The organism is Thetidibacter halocola (assembly GCF_018224955.1).
GTDB classification, from domain to species: Bacteria; Pseudomonadota; Alphaproteobacteria; order Rhodobacterales; family Rhodobacteraceae; genus Thetidibacter; species Thetidibacter halocola.
In genome coordinates, this window is record NZ_JAGTUU010000010.1 from 162,400 (window position 1) to 181,792 (window position 19,393).

General features: G+C 68.9%; 1 protein-coding gene (cut by a window edge). It reads right to left on the reverse strand.

Annotation, left to right across the window (positions count from 1 at the left end; all coding sequences use genetic code 11):
* Positions 1-19,201 carry the start of an LEPR-XLL domain-containing protein gene (locus KB874_RS21355; RefSeq protein WP_212538590.1) on the reverse strand. 19,412 nt of this gene lie to the left of the window's left edge, so 19,201 of the gene's 38,613 nt are visible here — the first part of the coding sequence; it begins with the start codon at positions 19,199-19,201; the stop codon falls past the left edge of the window.
* Positions 19,202-19,393: the final 192 nt, after the last annotated feature.

The following is a 19,393-nucleotide window of genomic DNA, read 5'->3' on the forward strand; positions in this document are numbered from 1 at the left end:
TTTCGCCGTCGGAATAGAGGTCGCTGCCGAGTTTCGCGTCCACCGTGATGTCGCCGTTGGTGGCGGTCACCTCGGCGGGCTCTTCGCCCGGGTCGGTGCTCTGGCCGGTCTGTGCGCCGATGAAGGCCTCGACCGTGTGGTTGTCCGTCACCTTGGCAGAGGCGGCCGCGCCACCGATCAGGCCGAAGGACGTGTTGGAAATCGCCGCATCCGCGTCGGTCAGGCCATCGGCCAGAACGCCGACAGAGCCGCCCGACACCAGCGCCCCGTCGCCGATATAGGCGCGCGTGGTGCCGTTGACCGTCGCCGTCACGGTCAGCAGGGCCACGTTGACTAGGCCCGCCGCGCCGCCCGTCGAGGTCGCCTCGACCTCATATTCCGAGAAGGCCTCGACATCGATGCCGCCCGAGACGGTTATCGACTTGCCAGCGGCGCGCGAAGGCGCCTTGCCCAGCGCCGGACCGATGAAGGCCTCGGACAGGCCGTTGACCTGCGCGTTCGAGATCAGGCCCGCGCCGCTGATCGCGGCGAAGGCCAGCACACTGGCCTCGGCCCGGGCCGTCATCTTGACCCGGTTCGAGGCGTCCTGGCCCACGCGCACGTCGAGGTTGCCGGCGGTGATGCCGATATTCTCGCGCACATAGGCGCGGGCCTCGCCGTTGACGATCGAGGTGGGTTTCAGGCCGCGCACGTCAAAGGCGCTGGCCCCGACGCTGTCGATGGTCGTCGTGGCCGTCAGCGCGCCGTCCGCCTGCACGATCACGTCGCCGCTGCCCACATTGATATCAGAGGGCCTCGCGCCATCCGCCGCCCGACCCGTGCCGGTGCCGATGAAGGCCTCGAGCTTGCCCGAGACGACGGACTTGCCCTCGGAGAAGTTGCCGGTGATGCCGCCCACCTCGAAGAAGTCGAGCGAGGTCGTGGCGTCCATCGTCGCATTGCCGTCCACCGTGACCGACAGCGACCCCGCGTCGATATCGGCATTTTCGCCCACGTAGGACCGGATCACGCCACCGGTGTCGGCATCGGCCAGGATGATCGAGATCGAGATGCCCGACAGGCCGCCCCGGATCACGTTCGCCACCGCGTCGAAATCGCCGTCCGCCGACAGCGTCACAGCGCCGGTTCCGGTGTTGACCGTGGTCACCGCGCCGCTGGCCGCCTGGGTCGAGCGCGCCCCGATGAAGCTTTCCACCGTGCCGGTGACGCGCGCCGTGGGCAGCACACCGCCGGCATTGGCGAGCGACGCCTTGAAGGATTGCGATTCCGCCGTCGCGAGGAACCGCTTGGCATCCGCCCGCAGCGAGACAGAGCCCGCCTCGACTGTGCCGCCCGCGCCGACAAAGGCGCGCACGGTTCCGCCCACCGTTGCGGTCGGCTTGGAGAACTCGATCGAGATCAGGTTGAGCCCGGCGCTGAGCAGCGAGGCATCGGCGGTGAAATCGCCCACCGCGTCAAGGTCGACCGCACCGGCGATGTCCACTATGCGCCCGTTGGCGGCGACACCCGCCACGCCCACCGGCGCGCCGATGAAGGACTCGACCGTGCCGTTGGCATTGGCGGTCGAGACCAGACCCGATCCGCCAAAGGCCGAGAAGCTGCCAGAGGCGCTGATCGCGTTGGCCGAGATCCGCACCGGCTTGGCATCGGTTCCGGCCGCCACGGTCAGCGTGTTCGACGACAGATCGACCCCGTCGCGCACATAGGCGCGGGCGGTGCCGGTCACCTCGGCCGTGGGCAGCAGGATCTGGACGGTGCCAAGACCCACCGACAGCGAGTTGATTTCGGCCGTGGCCGTCATCGTGGTGTCGATGGTCACGTTGGTGGCCCCGGTCACCGCCACGTCGGCCGAGCGCGACGCAAGGCCAGTGGCCCCCGCCGCGGCCTGCGCGCCGATGAAGGACTCGACCGTCGCGCTGACGATGGCCGTCGACTGGACCCCGGAGACGGAGATCGCACCGACCGAGACGCCCACACCGGTGGTCACGGCGCTGAGGCCTTCGGGAGTCGACGCCTTGATGTCCAGCGAGCCGGCATTCACTACCGCTGCCTCGCCCACATAGGCGCGCACGGCGCCCGACAGGGTGTTGATGACCTCGGAAAGGCCCAGCGACAGGCCCGCCGAGACCTCGACACTGGTGATCTCGGGGGTCGAGGCCATGCGTGCGGTGGCGTCGATGGTCACGGCCCCGCCGCCCACGTTCACCACGGCGCGGTCGGCGTCGGGGCTTTCGAAACTGCCGTCATCCTTGACGCCAGAGCCGAGATGCGCGTCGACCACGCCGGAAATCTCGGTATTGGCCTTGATCAGCGAGATCGCCGCGAGGGTCGAGATGTTGATCGACTCGTTGGAAACCGCGACCTCGTAATCGCCGTCCGCATCCACATCGAGGCTGCCCGCCGTGATCCGGCCGCCCTGCCCGACATGGGCCCGGGTCGTGCCCGACACTTCGGCATCGGTGAACATGCCGGTCGCGGCCAGGACGCCGCCGCCCGCGCCGCGCAGCAGATGCGCCTGCGCCTCCATGTCGGACAGCGCCTGCACGTCGACCACGCCGCCGCCCACGTTGATGTCGTTGCGGTTGCCCACCGGCCCGGCGGAAATCGCGGCGATCCCGACCGGAGCGCCCACAAAGGCCTCGACAACGCCCTGAACCTCGGAATCGGCCTTGAGCACGCCCATCGAGGCGATGCCGCCGAAGCCCAGGAAGAAGGTCTCGGCCGTGGCCTTGTAGACCACGCGGTCGGCGTCGCTTTCGCCTGCCTTGACCTGCAGCCCCCCCGCATCCAGCGAGACGCCGTCGCGCACGAAGGCCCGCGTTTCCGCGGTGACCCGGGCCGAGGGCAGCATGGCCGACAGATCGAGACCCGCCGACGCGCCGACCGCATTGATATCCGCCTCGGCCTCGACCAGGGCGTCGGCCTCGACGGTGACGGCCGCACCGCCGACATTGATCGAGGGCGCCGGCAGGATCTGCGCATGATCCGACCCGATGCCGATGAAGGCCTCGACGGTGCCGCCGGCATCCGCCTCTGCGGTCAGCACCTGCGCACTGGCGGCAAAGCTGAACCCGCCGCCCAGCGCCGAGGCCAGGGCCTTGTGCTGGATCGCGTCGGCGAGGATGTCGAGGTCGGCGCCGGTCATCGTGACGCCCGATCCCACATAGGCGCGGGTCGAGCCGAAATTGTCGGCCTTGGGCAGCAGCACGGTGATGGCCAGCCCGAACGAGGCGCTTAGCCCGCCGGCCTCGGCGCTGGCGATCCGGTCGGAGGTCGCGTCGATGTCGAGGACACCACCGCCGGTGAGGGTGATCGTCGTCGGCGTCGCCGTGCCGGTGTCGTTGTAGCGCGCGCCGACAAAGGCCTCGACCGAGCTGGTGATCCGGGCGGTGCCGTCGGCGGCTGCCACACCGGCCCCCGCCCCGACGCCCGTCGCCGCCATGAAGGCGGTCGCGCGCTCGTTGGCCGAGGCGTCGATGGTCAGGTTGCGCGCGGTCAGCGTCGTGTTCTCGCCGACATAGGCGAGTGTCTGGCCGGTGACGCGGGCATTGGCCAGGGCGACGGCGATGCCGACAGCCCCGATGCCGATGCTGACCGGGGTGCTGACAGCGTCGAAGTCGGAGAAGGCCTTGACCAGTATGTCGCCCTTGGCGGCCGGGTTGCCGATGGCGTGGAAATCCACGGTGCTGGCCGCGGGTGCCGTGCCGGTGCGCGCGCCGATATAGGCCTCGGTCGTGCGGTCGACGAGGGTCTTGTATTCGGACCCCGCGCCGCCGGCGAAACCGATGGCGATGGTCGGAACCACCACGCCGCCTTCGGGAACCTGCGTCGCAAGCGCCTTGCTGTCCGCCGTCACGTCGAAGTCACCGCCCCGCACGGTCGATGTGCCATCGACAAAGGCGCGGGTCGCGCCGCCGATCTCGGCCTTGGCCAGCGAGAAGGCGACGGCGATGGTCCCCAGGGCCGCGGCGCGGGCGACGCCGCGTGCCGTGTGGTCGCTGTCGGCATCGACGAACACGCCGCTGCCCGCTTGCAGAGTCGCATTGCGGGCAAAGGCCTGGACCGTTGCCTCGATGTCGGAACTGCCCGAGGCCCCGGCCCCGGCGACGCTGATCAGCCCGGCAGTCGACGAGACCGAGGTCGCCGAGGCCTGCACATCCTGCGTGCCGTCCGCGTCGATGCGGATCTGGCCCGACCCGGTGGTTGCGCTCGAATTCTCGATCGAGGCCGTCGTGGTGTTGGTCACAACGCTGTCGGCGACACTACCCGAGAAGGCCGCGCCCGACACGCCACCGGCGAAGGCCAGCGCCAGGACCTCGGTCACGGCGTCGGAGATGTCCAGCGCCTTGACGCTGATCGCGCCCGATGCGTCGAGGACGCTGCCCGTCCGGACATAGGCCTCGGTCGTCGTGTTCATGGTATTGTCGCCGAAGCCGCCCGCGCCCGCCACGGCCATCGAAATGACACCAGCGGAGACCGCCAGGGCGAAGGCCTCGGGATTCACTTCGCTGATCGCAGCGGATGTGGCCTCGATCAGGATATTGCCCGCCGACGCATCAAGCGTGGCGTTGGACACTCCGGCCCGCGTGGTGGCGTTGTACTGGTTTTCCGCCAGTGCGACCGCGGCCGCGGCGTTGAAAGAAACCACTCCGCCGCCCGCCGAGACAGCCGCCGCCGTGGTCTTGGCCTCGGCCTTCATGGCGTCAGTCGCCCGGACGGTGATCGACGCGGCATCGATCCCCAGATCGGGGCTCGAAGGCGCGGGCGTGTCGTTGTTGGGAGAGTCGGTGACAAACGCCTGAACCGAACTGTTGACGACGTTCTTGGCCGTGGCGCCAGCGCCGGCACCGCCGATATCGACGGCCCCGCCGCCACCCTTGATCGCAACGCCCGTTCCGGACGCGGTGACGCGCGACGGCGTAAGGCCGGTGTTGAGCGACTCCGCAATAACCGACGCGGTGGTGTCGGCGTCGATCTTGGAACTGTCGACCTGCGCCAGCGTCGCCGCGTTGACGGTGTTTTCGGCCAGTGCCACGGAAATGGTCAGGCCGATGCTCACGGCCCCGCCCCCGGCGGCCAGCGACACGGCAACCACGTTGGTATCGACTGTTGTCTCTTCGGCGGCGCGCACCGTCACCGCGCCATTCTCGGCGGTCAGAGAGGATCCCGTGACGACGGCCGAAGCCGAGGTTGCATGCGTGGTCAGGGCATCGGCGCCTGCCCCGGAGACGAAGACCGCGACCACACCGCCAGAGACGGCGATGGCTGCGCCGATGGACAGCGAGGACACCTCGGCATCCGACAGGGCCTGCACGGTCACGTCACCGATGGCGGCCGTTACATCGGAGTCCGTCACCAGCGCGCTGACAGCGGTGGCGAACTGGTTGTCGCTCAGCGCAGCGGCCCCGCTGATGGACAAACCGAATGTCCCGACTGCGACAGACACCGCGGCGGCGACCGCTATGGAATCGATGCTGGATTTGTCCTCTGCCAGTACGTTCACTGGCCCGCCCGCATCGACGGTCGAGTCCACGATCTGCGCGGTGACCGCGTTGGTCAGCACGTTGTCCGTGCTCGACAGCGAGAAGGACAACGAAAGACCCGCGGCCCCGACGCCTACCGCCCCTGCGAAGGCGACGGAAACGGAGTCGATTTCGTTGGTCGCAAGCGCCTTGACGCGCACCTGTCCTGTTGCATCGATGTCAGAGCCGTCGATCGAAGCCAGCGTCGCGCCGGACATTTCGTTCTCTGCCAGGGTAACCGAGAAGGCGAGGCTCGCGCCCAGCGATCCGGCGGCGATGGCCAGCGAGGCCGCGACCACGACAGCCTGGATCTCCATGTCCGACTGGGCATCGACGGTGATCGCGCCGCTCATGTCCGTGCCGTCCGCGTTGCGGATCGTGGCGCCGTCCAGCTGCGCGGTGGTGACGCCGCTGATGCTGTTCTCTGCCTCGGCGCCCGCGCCCGACACGGCGACGGCCAGTGAACCGGCCGCGACCGAGATCGCCACGGCGACCGAGACGGCAAGGACGTCTGCGCTGGCCTTGGCGTCGATGTCGATGCCGCCCGCGCCGAGCGGGTCGAACAGGATGTCGGATGCGCTGACGCCCGCGGTCACTGCGGTCGACACGTCGTTGTCGATCAACGAGGCCGCGACCGAGATCGCGCCCGCAAGCGAACCCGCGCTGACCGAGATCGCAGCGGCAACCGCGACGGCGGTGATCTCGCCCGACTGCTCGGCGGAAATCGTGACCGGACCACCCGCGCGCACGGCGGCGCCCGAGCCGACACTGTCGACATCGCGGATCACCGCCTCGACCGAGCCGCCGACGGTGTTCTTCGCATCCGCGCCCGCGCCGCTGGCCGAGATGGCCAGCGTGCCGCCCGCAGCCACGGAAACCGCCGCGGCGATACCAACGGCGAGGATGTCGGCGGTGGATTGGGCGTCCATCGTGATCGCGCCGCCCGAGTCGAGTTCGGAAGCGTCGATCAGCGCCGCAGTCTGCGTCAGGATCGTGTTGTCGACAAGCGAGACGGCGATCGACGCGGCAAAGCTGCCGGTCGAGCCGACCGCGATGCCCACCGAGGCCGCGATAACGATGGCGGTGATCCCGGCATTGTCCAGCGCGGTGATGCTGGTGGCGCCGCCGGTGGTCACGTCGGACCCATCGACGATGCCGGCCGTGATGCGGTTGTCGATGATGTTGTCGACATCCGCGCCCGCCCCGGCGCCGCTGACGCTGAAACCGCTGCCTGCCGAGACCGAGGCAGAGAAAGCGATGCCCAGCGCGAAGATCGCGGAATTGGACGTGGCGCTCTGGACGAGGTCGCCGTCGAGGATGACGGTCGAGTCCTCGATCACCGCCTCGGTGTGGTTGCGGATCGTGTTCGTGTTGATCGCGGCGGCGATGGACATCGCGACGTTGACCGTGCCACCGGCCGAGACGCCCACCGAGACGGCAAGCGTCACCGCGTCGATGCTGCTGTCGTCGGTCGCGGTCATGGTCAGGTCGTCGGCCTCGGTCAGGGCCGAGCCGGTGATGATGCTGGAGACATCCGTGGCGATCTCGTTCTGCGCATAGCTCACGCCGACGCCGATGGCGCCGCCCAGTCCGCTGCTGACAGAGACGCTGGCACTGACCGTGACGATGATCGCGTCGATTGCGGAATTCGAATCCGCCGTGATGTTCAGGTGGCCGTCGGTCAGGACAGACCCGCCCTCGATCCCGGCAAGGACCGTGTTGGCGTCGCGCGTGTCGCCGTCATCCGTGCCGATCCGGTTCAGCGCGATCGTCGCGCCGATCGAGGCGGAAATGGAGCTGCCACCGCTGGAAATGCCCACCGAGACCGCGCCCGCCACGCCGATGGCCGAGATGTCGGTGTCGCTGACGGCGACGATGTCGACCGTGTCGGCCACGTCGACCGTGGTCGCAACGCTGTCATTCGCGTCGGTGTCGCGCACCACCGCCTCGACCGTGTTGTCGATGTTGTTGAGCGCGATTGCACCCGCGACGCCCACCGCGCCGTTCAGGCCCGAACCCTGCGAGAAGGCCACGCTGACCGCGAAGGTCACCGCCTCGATGGCGGCGGCGTCGGAGCTTTCCGGGGCGCCGTCCGGGTCGAAGGCATAATTGGTCGCGGTCGGGTTGAAGTTGATGCCGCCGTCTTCCTCGCGCTTGAACTGGTGGTTGGCGCCAACCGCGCTCAGATCCTGGCCATTGCCGATATCGACGATGCCGCCCTTGTTCAGCTGGAAGGTGCCGGCGGCCAGGTTGATGTTGGCGATGGTATAGGTCTCGCCATCCACCAGGCCGGCGATGCTGGTGCCGCCGCCATTGTTGTAGACGACCTCCTCGCCCGCGACGAGATCGGCGACCTTGTTGCCGACGAAGATCGTGTTGGCCGCCTGGTTGACCGGCGCGCGCTTCAACTGGTGAGCATTGCCGAGGGTCGACAGGTCCTGCGCGTCGGCGAAGTCGATGATGTCGCCCAAGTCGTCCTTCAGTTGGATCGAGCCGGTCGGGCCCTGTGCGACTGTGTAGATCGCGCCCTGGGTCAGCCCGCCGATGCTGGTGCCGCCGCCATTGTCGTAGATCACCTGGTCACCGTCACGGAACGGCGTCTCGGGCGTGCCGACATAGATCCGATCCTCGACCTGGTCGACCACCAGCTTGTCGGTCAGCGCGTATTGGCCCGCCTGCGGCAGCGCCGTCGCCTCGAGAAGAAGGCCGCCGGTTCCGTCGACGGTGCTGTCCTGGATCAGCGCCTGGGTGACGTTCTGCACGTCGTTGCGCGTCAGCGACAGGCCAAGGCCGAGGCCCAGACCGGACGTGCCGCCGGCAGAGATCGACAGGGCCACCGCACCCGACAGCGCGCTGATATGCGCGCCGTCCTCGGCCACGACCGAAATGTCGCCCGTTGCGTCGACGGTGGTGTCCTGCAAGGTCGCCAGCGTCGTGTTCTCGATCTCGTTGAACGAGAAGCTGCCCGCTACCCCCACGGCCAGGTTGCTGCCCGATCCGGCCGACACGGCGCCGGCAAGGCCCACGGTCAGCGCGTCGATGTCGGTGCTGGAGCCTGCGAATACATCCAGGTTGCCCGGCGCGGTCATCGTCAGCGATCCGCCGATCACGCCCGCCGTGGTGGTCGAGCCGATCTCGTTCACCGCGACCGCCGCGCCCATCGCGCCCGCGCCGCTGTCCAGTGAGATGGCGATCGCGACGCCGCCGGCATCGGCGTTGATGCGCGAACTGTCGCGCGCGTCGAAGCTGGTCGCGCCGCCGATGGTCAGCGTCGCGTCCTCTGCCGTCGCCCGCGCCTCGGACGTGACGAGGTTGACCGTCACCGCACCTGCGCCCGACAGGGCGTATCCGTCGGTCGAGAACCCGACCGCCCCGGCAAAGGCCAGCGCATCGCTTTCGGCGGCATTGTTGGCTGTCACCGTCAGGCTGTCGCCGGACAGACTTCCCCCGTGGATGCCCGCGACAACCGAGTTCTCGATCACCGTCACGGCCACCGAGACGCCGATGGCGATGGCGTCGCTGTCGTCACCCGCCGCGATGGCGATGGCAACGCCGCCGGAATCCGCCTCGATGTGGCTGTCGTCGCGGGCCGCAAGCGACACGTCGCCGCCCGCCGTCGTGACCGCGTCGGTCAGCACCGCGCGAACGTTGGTCTTGATCGTGTTGCCGATGCCCGAACCTGCGCCGGACAGAGCCGAGGAGGACGAACTGTCGGATTCACCCGAAACCGAGGACGTGCCGCCCGACGCGCCACGCGCACCACCGCCAGCCGAAGGCTGATCGACGCCGCCAGCGCTCTCCGTCGCGCTTTCTTGCGAAAGGATGCCGCCGTAATCCAGTGCGCCGCCGGGCACGCCGCCACCGCCGCCACTGCCGCCGATACCGCCACCTGCGTCCTGTTCGTCGCTGCCACCCTCGCCCGTTCCGGTCGAGACGCCGACAGCGACGCCGATGGTCACGGTGTCGACATTGCTGGCCGCGCGTGCGTCAAGCTGGATGTCGTCGGCGATGTTGATGACATGGCCACCCTCACCCTCGGCATGGACCACACGGTCGACCACCTCGACCGAGACGGCGCCGCCGATGGCCGTGCCATCGCCTGCGTTCACCGCGACTCCGCCGACGATGTTCTCGACCTCGGTCCGGTCGACCGCCCGCAGCAGCAGGTCCTGACCGGCATTCGCGCCGCCGTTCAGCGGGTTCACGTCCACGCCGCTGTCCAGGTAGGCGCGCGTCTTGCCCTTGTGCACGCCGACCGCCGCCGACAGCGCCACGCTGACGGTCCCCAGCGAGGCCGAGGCGCCGATGGCGAGGTGGAAATGCTCGGCCAGCGAGGTCGCCGACAGCAGCACGCCGCGACGCGCCTCCGTGCCCTGTTCCAGCTTGCCCGCATTCTCGACATAGACGCCGTCATTCACGTCCAGTGCAGCGCCCGCTGCATCGGCGGTTGCCGTCACGTCCTCGCCCAGGAAGGCCAGCGTGTTGTCGATATCGACCACCACGACGACCGACGCACCGATGCTTTCCTCGTTCAGCGACAGCGCGCCGGAACCGGACCGCGCGTCCATCCGCGTGACGCTGTCGGCGGAGACCAGCAGGCTGCCGCCCGCATCCACCGTCGCGGTGCCCGCGGCCGGGGTCTCGCCGTCACCCAGCAGATCGGCATCCTCGCCGACATAGGCCAACGTGTCGGTGATCAGCACGGTAACGGCCAGGCCGCCCGCAACGGCGGTGGAATCGCCCGCGCCGATATTGACGACCAGCGTCCCCAGATCCTCTACCGACGAGGCTTCGACCCGCGTCGATCCCCCCGAGACGATCGTCGTCGGGTTCAGCGCATCGTCCGAGGCCAGCACCCGCGCCTCGGTGTTCTTGATCAGCACCGTCACGTCCAGACCGACGCCGATGCCCTTGCCGTCCAGCGACAGGCCCAGCGCGCCAGCATAGGTGCGGATCGCCGTGTCGTCTTGCGCAAGGATCGCCACGTCGCCCAAGGTCGCGGTCACGGCCGCGCCGCGGCCCACCTCGGCCACCGTGTCGGAGAGCATGACGTTGACCACGCCCGACCCGGCGCCGCCATCGCCGCCCGACGAGATGCCCGCGCCGATCACCAGTGCCGTGGCCTTCAGCCCGGTTTCGCTGTCGATGTTGGAATTCAGCTCGGGCAGGATGATTTCCAGCGTCTTGAGTTCGCTTTCCGCCATCACCGTGACGTCGTCCGAGGCGGTAACGGTCACATCGTCGCCGATCCGCGCCAGCGCCGAGGTCTCGGTGACGTTCACGCCCACCGCCGCACCGACGCTCTTGGAGCCGGAACCCGAGGTGATCGAGGCCGCGGCCCCGCCGGCCAGCGTCTGCACGCCGAAGACATGGCGCGCCTCGACGGTGACGTCGCCCGACAGCGCCTCTGCGGTGGCATCGTCGCCGATCTCGGCGCTGGCATCCGACAGGATCACGTTGACCGCCGCCGCGCCCGCGACCGAGGTCGTGTCGCCGCTGCCCGTCTGGGTCGACCCCGCGCCCGCAAGCGCGGTGGCCCGGAAGCTGGACTCGGCGTCACTTGCGCCGGTGCCCGCCGCCACGCGCACCGACCCGCCGGTGACATCCGCCCCCGCACCGATCCGCGCGTCGGCATCCATTACCGCAACGTTGACCGCCACGGCCGCGCCCACATTGGTCGAGCCTTTGCCGCTGTCGCCCTCGCTGCCGGCCTCGGTCAGGGCAAGCCCGATGGCCTGCGTGTCGACCGTGGCCGCCGAGGTCGCCTCGACCGCGACATCGCCCGAAGCGTCAACCGTGACGCCATCGGCGATGGTGGCCGAGACGTCGCTGACATTGATCGTGGCACCGATGGACGCGGCCACGCGCACCGTGGCGCTGCTGGTTTCCTGCGACGCCGCCTGGCCCGAGCCACCCTGCTCGCCGGGATTGGACGTCTGGTCGGCGGCGGTGTCGTTGGCGCCACCCACGGCGCTGCCGGGTTGCGGCGTTTCCAGTGACTGGCCCGATTGCGACGAAGCGAAATCGGTCTGGTTCTGGCTTTCCCCGTCGGCGGTGTTGCCGCCCTCGTCTTCCTGCTTGGCGCCGGTGGCCGAGGCCGAGGCCACGGTTTTCGCCGTCACGCCCAGGTCGGCAGAGACGGTCACGCCACCCGCCGTCGCGGCACCGGTCGAGACGTCACGCCCCAGCAGCGCGTCGGCGTCGTCATAGTACCAGCCCATCGCCACGGCGATGCCCACGCCGGTCTCGCCGCCCTTGGTGTCGGCGTCGCCCAGCGTGATCGCGTCCTGCACCGAGCTTGCCGTCACCGTCAGGTCGCCCGCCACGTCCAGCGCGCCCGCACCTCCCGCGCCGGCCTCGGCCCTTGTCTCGTTCAGCGTGACGGCCAGCGCCACGACGCCGCCCACGTTGGTGCCGCTGCCGGTGACACCGGCCTTGGCCAGCGTGGCGGTCGCGTGATCGCCGTTGGCGGTGATCGCAAGGTCCTCGGCCCCGGTCAGGCCCGCTTCGCCCGAGAAGGTCGCAAAGGCGTCGCGGTCGACCACGTTCAGCGCGACCGACAGGCCCACGCCCGTGCTCTTGCCGCTGGTGTCGGCATTGGGGATCGCGCGGGCCAGCGCATAGCTGCCGCTGTCGGCGGTCACGGCGGAGGCCCCGGTGCCGGGCACAGTAATGTCGACGTCGGAGCCAACCGTGGCAAACGTATCCTCGAAGGCGAAGTTCAGCGCGACCGACCCGGCCACGCCCACGTCGCCGCCACCCGCGCCCGAGCGCGCCACGGCCCCTGCGCCATGCGTGGTGTCGAGCAACTTGTGCTCGTCGCCCGTGCCCTTGGAGGTCAGCGTGATGGTCTCGCCCTTCAGCGCCTTTTCACGGGTCTCGGCCAGCGCCAGCTTGCCGTCGCCATCGACCACGACGAAATAGGTCTCGCCATCGGTCAGCCCGCCGATGGCGGTGTTGCCCGCGTCGCCCTTGGAATACTGGACCGCCATGCCGGTCAGCAGGCTGCCGCTTTCCTCGAACGCCACCTCGAAGCGCGAGAGGTTCGGATCGAAGGTCACGTTCTCCTTGCCGGTGCGCTGCAGCACATGCGCGCCGCCGATGGTCGACAGGTCCTGGTCGTCGCCGAAATCGACGATCTCGTCCGAGCCGTTCTTCAGCTGGATCAGGCCATTGTCCTTCAGGACGACCTTGTAGGTATCGCCGTTGGTCAGCCCTTCGATATCGGTGCCGCCGCCATTGGAATAGGTGATCTCCTCGCCGTCCTCGAAGGCATCCTCGGGCGCGCCGGTGAAGATCGTGTTGGCTTCCTTGTCGACGGTCTTGAGCTCGGTGACTTCAAGGCCGGTCTTGCGCTCGGCCCGGCCCGCCTCGACCTTGACGCCATCGGCGGTGACTTGCGCGCGGTCCAGCGTGGCGAGATTGTCCAGCGTCGAGACGTTGATCGCCAGAGCCGCTCCCACGGCAGTGCCGTCGTCGAAGGTCACGGCAGAGCCGTCGGCAAAGGCGTTTGCGTCGTCATTGGCCTTTGTGGCAACCGACACGCCTTCGCCCGCCTCGATGGCCAGGTTGGGATTGACGCCAGACGCCAAAAGCGTGGCGGCAATATCGGTGATCGAAATGTTCACCGCGATGGCCGCCGCGACCGAGACATTGCCGGAACTGTCGTCCGAGGTCGCCGCATCGGGGCTTTCGGCCTCGTCACCGGTGCCGGTGCGGCCGGATCGGTCGTTGGCCTCGCCCACGCGGCTGTCAACCTGGGTCTGGGCGTTCTCGTCCTCGCCCTCGCCGGTGCCGGAATCGCCCTCTTTCTTGGCGCCCGCCGACGAGGCGCGCGCATCGGTGCGCGCCAGCACGAGACCCGTGGCCAGTGCGGACACGGCCCCGCCCGTCACGAGGTCGCGCGCGATGTCGGCACGGACGGTGTCAAAGGCGACGGTCACGCCGATGGCCGCGCCGACACCGATGTTCGTGCCCTTGGCCGCGCCCTTGGTCAGCGTGACGGTGGAGGCGTCGAGTTTCGCCTCGACCGAAAGGTCGCCCGCGATTTCCAGCGCGTTGACCCCGAACGGAATCCGGGCGTGCACGTCGTTTTCGGCCACGACGACGGCCACGATCGGCGCGACGGCGGTGCCGCCCTCGGTGCCGCCCGTGACCTTTGTGTCCATCCTGTGCTTGCTGTCGGCCTTGACCGTGACATCTCCCGCGCCGGGAACGCCGGTCGAGCCGATCGTCGCGCCGCCGAGGATCTCGGCGATGGTGTCCATGTCGGCATAATGGACCGCGATGGAGGCGCCGACGCCCACGGTGTCGCTGTCGTCGTTGCCGCCCTCCTCACCTTCCTCGGCCGCGGCCGCTTCGCCCTCTTCCTGGTCGGCGATGGCGGAAACCTTGCTCTGGATATCGGACAGCGCGATCACCTCGACCGCGCCGATATCGGTGCCGCCATCGCTGCCGTCACGCGCGGTCAGCACGGCGTTGTCGGACAGGAAGGCATGGGTCTCGATCCGCGGCAGGCTCAGGACAAAGCTGCCCGCGATGGAGACGCTACCGCCCGAGGCGCCCGACTTGGCCTTCGACTCGATCTTGTGGGTCTTGTCGCCGTCATTGTCGAACATGCCGGCGGTGACGGCGATGCCGTCGCCCGTCACGTCAGCATCACCGATGGACGAAACGATGGAGCCGGTGGCAAAATTCAGCACGACCGCCGCGCCGACCGTGGCGCTTTCGCCCTTGGAGGCAGAACCATCCGCCTCGCCCAGCGCGTCCATGTTGCCCAGCGCCGAGACGGCGACCGCGCCCTGTGCGTCGAGTGTCGCATCCCCGTCGATGGTGGCCGAGACGTCAAGGAAACCGGCATTGATGGCCAGTGCCGCCGCGACCGTCACCGAGCCGTCGGAACTGGCCGCATCATCCGGTGCCTCGTCCGCTCCGGTGCCTTCGCCGGTGCGGCTGGCGGCCTCGGAATTGGCGTGTTCGGCCTGGCGGTCGGCCTGTTCGTCCACGCTTTCGCCGGAGGCGGCGTTGCCGCCGCCATCCGCCTCTTCGGACCCGGCAGCCGAGGCGGCGGCCTTGGTCGTGCTGGCGGCGGCGCCCTCGGCAAGGACGGTCACACCGCCGCCCGAGGTCACGTCGCGGGTCAGCGTCGCACTGACATCGTCATCCGCCCAGGTAAAGCCGATGCCGATTCCGACAGCTGCATCGCTGCCCTCGGCGTCGCCCTTGGCCACCGTGACGGTGTCGGCGACGTGACGGGCGTGGATCTTCAGATCGCCGCCGATATCCAGCCCCGATGCCGCCGGCCCGTCGACCCGCGCATTGGTGTCGTTGTTGGCGACCGAGATCGCAACCACCGGCGCGACCGCCGTGCCGCCCTCGGCGCCGCCTTCGGCCTTGCTGTGCAGGCCATACTCGGACTCCGCCTCAAGCGTCAGGTCGTCGAGTTCCTCTCCTGCCACGGTGGACAGGCTTGCGCCCGCGTCCAGCGTCGCCGCCGTATCGTGATTGGCGAGGTTGAGCACAAAGCTGGCCCCGACGCCGACATTCCCGGCCCCGGCCTGCTGCGCGCCCGCGTCTGCGGCGGCAAAGGTGGCCGTCTCGGCGCGAACCGTGACCGCGCCCTTGTCGCTGTCGCCGTCCGAACCCTCGACCACGCCCAGCACGGAGCCGGTGGTGACCCCGGCATCGGTGTCGGCGGTATGCGCGTTGATCGCCAGTGCGCCTGCGACTCCGATATCGCCATCCGAGGCGCCCGAGGTCGCATCCGCGGCCGACCGTCCGACCGCGTCGATCAGCGACCCGTCACCGGTGCCGGTAACGGTGACTGCCTTGCCGTCGCGCGCATCGTCGTAGCTGGCCGCAAGGCGGAAATCGCCATCCTCCTCGAGGATCGCGAAATAGGTGGTGTCGTCGGTCAGACCCGGAATCGCGGTCCCGCCGCCATCGCTGTAGCGCAGCGCATCACCCGTGCGCAGGCGGTCCTTGTCGGTCGAGGCCAGCGTGAAATGCGAGCCCTCGGAATCGAAGGTGACGGCATCCTCGCCGGTTTTCGTCAGCGTGTGGGCATTGCCCGCCGGTGCCGTGGTGAAGTCGATGGCGGTGCCCGCGTTCGCGTCGACCTCGGAGGCGGCCAGCTGGATCTTGCCATCGTCCTTCCTGATGACCCAGACCGACCCTTCGGTGACGGCGCCGATGGCGGTGCCGCCCGCGGCGGAATAGGTCACCTCGTCGCCGGTCGAGAATTTCGCCGCGTCCTCGCCCAGGAAGATCGTGTTATCGTCCAGGTCGACGATGCCGTTGGTCTCGACCGACAGGTTCAGCGTCTTCTCCAGCATCCCGGCCTCGACGGTGATCCCGTCGGCGGTGATGTCGGCCCCGTTCGTCAACGCGCGCGTCGTGACGTCAGAGACGTTGATCGCCGCCGCCGCGCCGATGGTCGCGCTCTGGCCCTTGCTGGCGGACCCGTCCGCCACGGCCTGCGAATCCACGTTCGAAAGCGCGCGGAAGCTGGCCGGGCCGTCCGCCGTCACCGTGATCGCGGACCCAAGGTCGGTCTCGACCGTCGCGGTCTGCACATTGATGCTGATCGCCGCCGCGACCGACATCGACCCGTCGCTGGTCGAGGCGTCAGGCGCGGCAGGTGTGCCGGAGCCAGACCCGGTGCGTTCGGTCGCCTGGTCGTTGGCGAAACCGGTCTGGTCCTGCGCCTGCTGGTTGACCGCGTCATCGTCGGCGGTCGAACCGCTGTCGTCTTCCTCGGCGCCCGAGGCGGCCGCCGTCGCGGAGGACTTGCTGCGCATCGCCCCCGTGGCCAGCATCGCGACCGCGCCGCCCGAGGCCGCCACGTCGCGCAACAGGCGCACGGTCGAGCCCTGCTCGTCGATGGCCAGCGCAAAGGACGCGCCCACGGCGGTCGAGCCGCCCTCGGCATCGCCCTCGGCCGCGGTGTCGGACGAGGAGTCATGCGCCGAAGTCATCGACAGATCGCCCGACAGCGTCAGGATGGAACCCGTGCCGATGGCAGCGCTGGTGTCGGAGAACAGCAGCGTGATCGCCACGACCGGCGTGATGACCGTGGCCGATTCAGAGCCCTCGGCGGCCTTCGCGCCGCCCACGGCCTTCGTCTCGTTCGCGGCGGTCGCCGTTGCGGTCAGGGTCAGGTCGTCGCCATTGCTGACCGACGCCGCGTCGCCGATCTCGGCCACGGTCTGGTGATCGACCAGCGCGAAGGCCACGGAGGCCCCGATGCCGAGGCTCTCGGCGGTGACGCCATCCTCCAGCGGCTGCGCCGTGGTGGTCGATTTCGTCGCCGAGGTGGCGGTGATGGTCAGGCTGCCGCCCGACAGGTCCAGCACCGCGCCCGAGGAAACCCCCGCGGTGACGCTGGTTTCGACCACGTGGATCGCAAGCGATCCGGCAATGGCCGTCTTGGTGGAATCGCCCACCCCCGAGGTCGCGGTGATGGCAAAGGTCGAATCCGCGTCCATGTTGGCGGACAGACTCGTCCCGCCACCCGCCGCGATGACCGAGGTGCCACCGATGGCAGCGTTGGTCGAGGCATTGACGATGCCGATCGACACGGCGACGCCGACCCCGGTGCTGCCGCCGCCGGTATTGGTGCCGTCGGCATTGGCGGTCACGGAATCCGTCGACGACGCGCTGATGAGGAAGGCCGCGCCTGACGTGACCGACCCGCCGTTCAGCGCGGCCGAGGTCTGCGGCCGGTAGTCGGACACGACGATGGCTGCCGCGAAGGACACCGCGCCCTCGGCGGTGCTTGCGTCGTTCTCGGCCAGTTCCTCCTCGGATTCGCGGCCGGTGCCGCCGCCGCTGTCCTCGGCGCCGCCCGCGGTCGAGGTGGATTGCGTGGTGATCGCCGAGGTCAGCGTGGCCTGAAGCGTCACTGCGCCGGTGGCGTTGATGGTGGCATTGCCGTCCACCTCGGCGCGGGTCTCGCTGTTGACCTCGGTCACGGCCAGCGAGGCGCCCGCATCGCCGCCAGAACCGTCGGCACTGGCGGTCACGCTCAGGTCGGTCGCAGCACTCAGCGTGACCGTGCCGGCGGTGGTGATCGAGCCGCCCGACATGGTCGCACTCGCCCCCTGGCCCAGGCCCGCGCCAAAGAGATCGCCCACGATCACGGCGGAAATCGCCGCGTCGGTGGTGGAATCCTCGCCACCCGTCGCCGCGTCGACAAAGGCCACGTCCACGTCGATCGTGCTGGTGCCGGTGATGCTGGCCGCGGTGATCGACGCGCCGTCCAGGCCGATGCGCGCGGTCGGCATGACGCCCACGAGGTTCGCGGCGATGACGCCGCCGAACTCGGACCGGGTGATTGCGGTATTGTTCACCGTGGCCGTCGCCGTCATCGACAGGTCGCCCTCGGCGTCGATGCTGCCGGTCACGTCGATCGTGGCCTCGGGAACCGCCACGAACAGCCCGTCGAAGGTGCCGCCCAGCGTGCCGGGATCAAGGATCTGGCCATCGTCGGAATCCGCTGCCGTCAGCGTCACGGTGCCCGTGGAATCACCATCGGCATTGGCGTCGATACCGCCGGTGATGTCGATCTTCTCGGCGGTGATGGTCACGTTGCCCGCGGTCAGCGTGCCGGTGATCAGCACCTCGTCCTTGCCGTCGCCGCCATCGACGATCAGGTTCGCGCCGCCCAGGTTGATGGTCTGGATCGTCAACACGTCCTTCGACAGAATCGGAATGCCCAGATCGCCCTGAAGGTTGATCGTCAGGCTGTTCGTCGGAAGGGCGACATCGTGCTCTTCGAATGTGGGGATCAGGATGTCGCTGGTCAGTCGCAGGCCGTTGCCGCCGGCCGACAGCGTCGCGCGGTCGTCGACCTCGTCGCCAAGGCCCGGCACCGCCAGGTCGATGGTCAGGTCGGCCACGGCCATGTTGCTGGTCACGGGCTCCAGCCCGGCATAGGCGATGGTCTGGCCGTCGCGCGTGACGGCGCCGGAATGCGCATCCGCCGCGGCAAATGTCACCGCGTCAAAGCTGCCGCCGTCGAAATGCAGGGAATCGTAGCCGCCCGCGCCGCCCTGGACGCCGCCGCCCAGCCCCCCGGTCGCCGTGACGGTAAACGCGTCCTGGTTGTCCGCCGCCCCTTGCAGCGTCTCGACCGAGACAAAACGCAGCCCCTTGACCGAACCCGCGTCCTGCCCGTCGATGCGCCAGTCGGTATCCTCGGCCGGGCCCTGAATGGTGTCGTCGCCCGCGCCGCCATCGAACAGGATCGACACGCCCGCCGGGAACGCGCCCGTCACGTTCAGCGTCAGCCGGTCGCCCTGCCCGGTGCCCTGGATCGTCAGTTCGGTCGTGTCGGCCAGCGCCTTCTGGTCGACCAGTTCGCCCGTCTCGTCGTCGAACACCTTGAAGGCCTGCGCCACGCTGTCGAATTCCAGCGTATAGCTCGCCCCGTCACCGTGCAGGTCGGCCATCGGGATGAGGTCGGCGGACAGAAGGTAGCGCGGTTCGAGCGCCTCGACCCTGATCGCCGAAACGCTGACCGGAAGCCGCCCGCCCTGCATGGCACGGAAGCGTTCGAGAAAGCGGTGCCGGGTCTCGCCGGCGAACCATTGCCTGGGGTTGTCCTGCAGGCGGGGCGGCGCGCCCTCCACCTTGCGAGCACCGATTCGAAACGCCTTCGGAGAGAATGGAAAAGCCATCTCACCCCCCCATGGTTCAAAATTTGAGCATGAATCCAGCCCTGTGACCGAAAAACTGGCAAGAATGGGCAGCAAATTGCAAAGGCAGATGAGCGGGCACAGGAACGAACCCTACAAGACACAGTGTAGCACTCTCCTCGCCTTTTCGTGAGAATTGTTTACCCTGCGTAAACTTGATTCTTGGACTCAAGA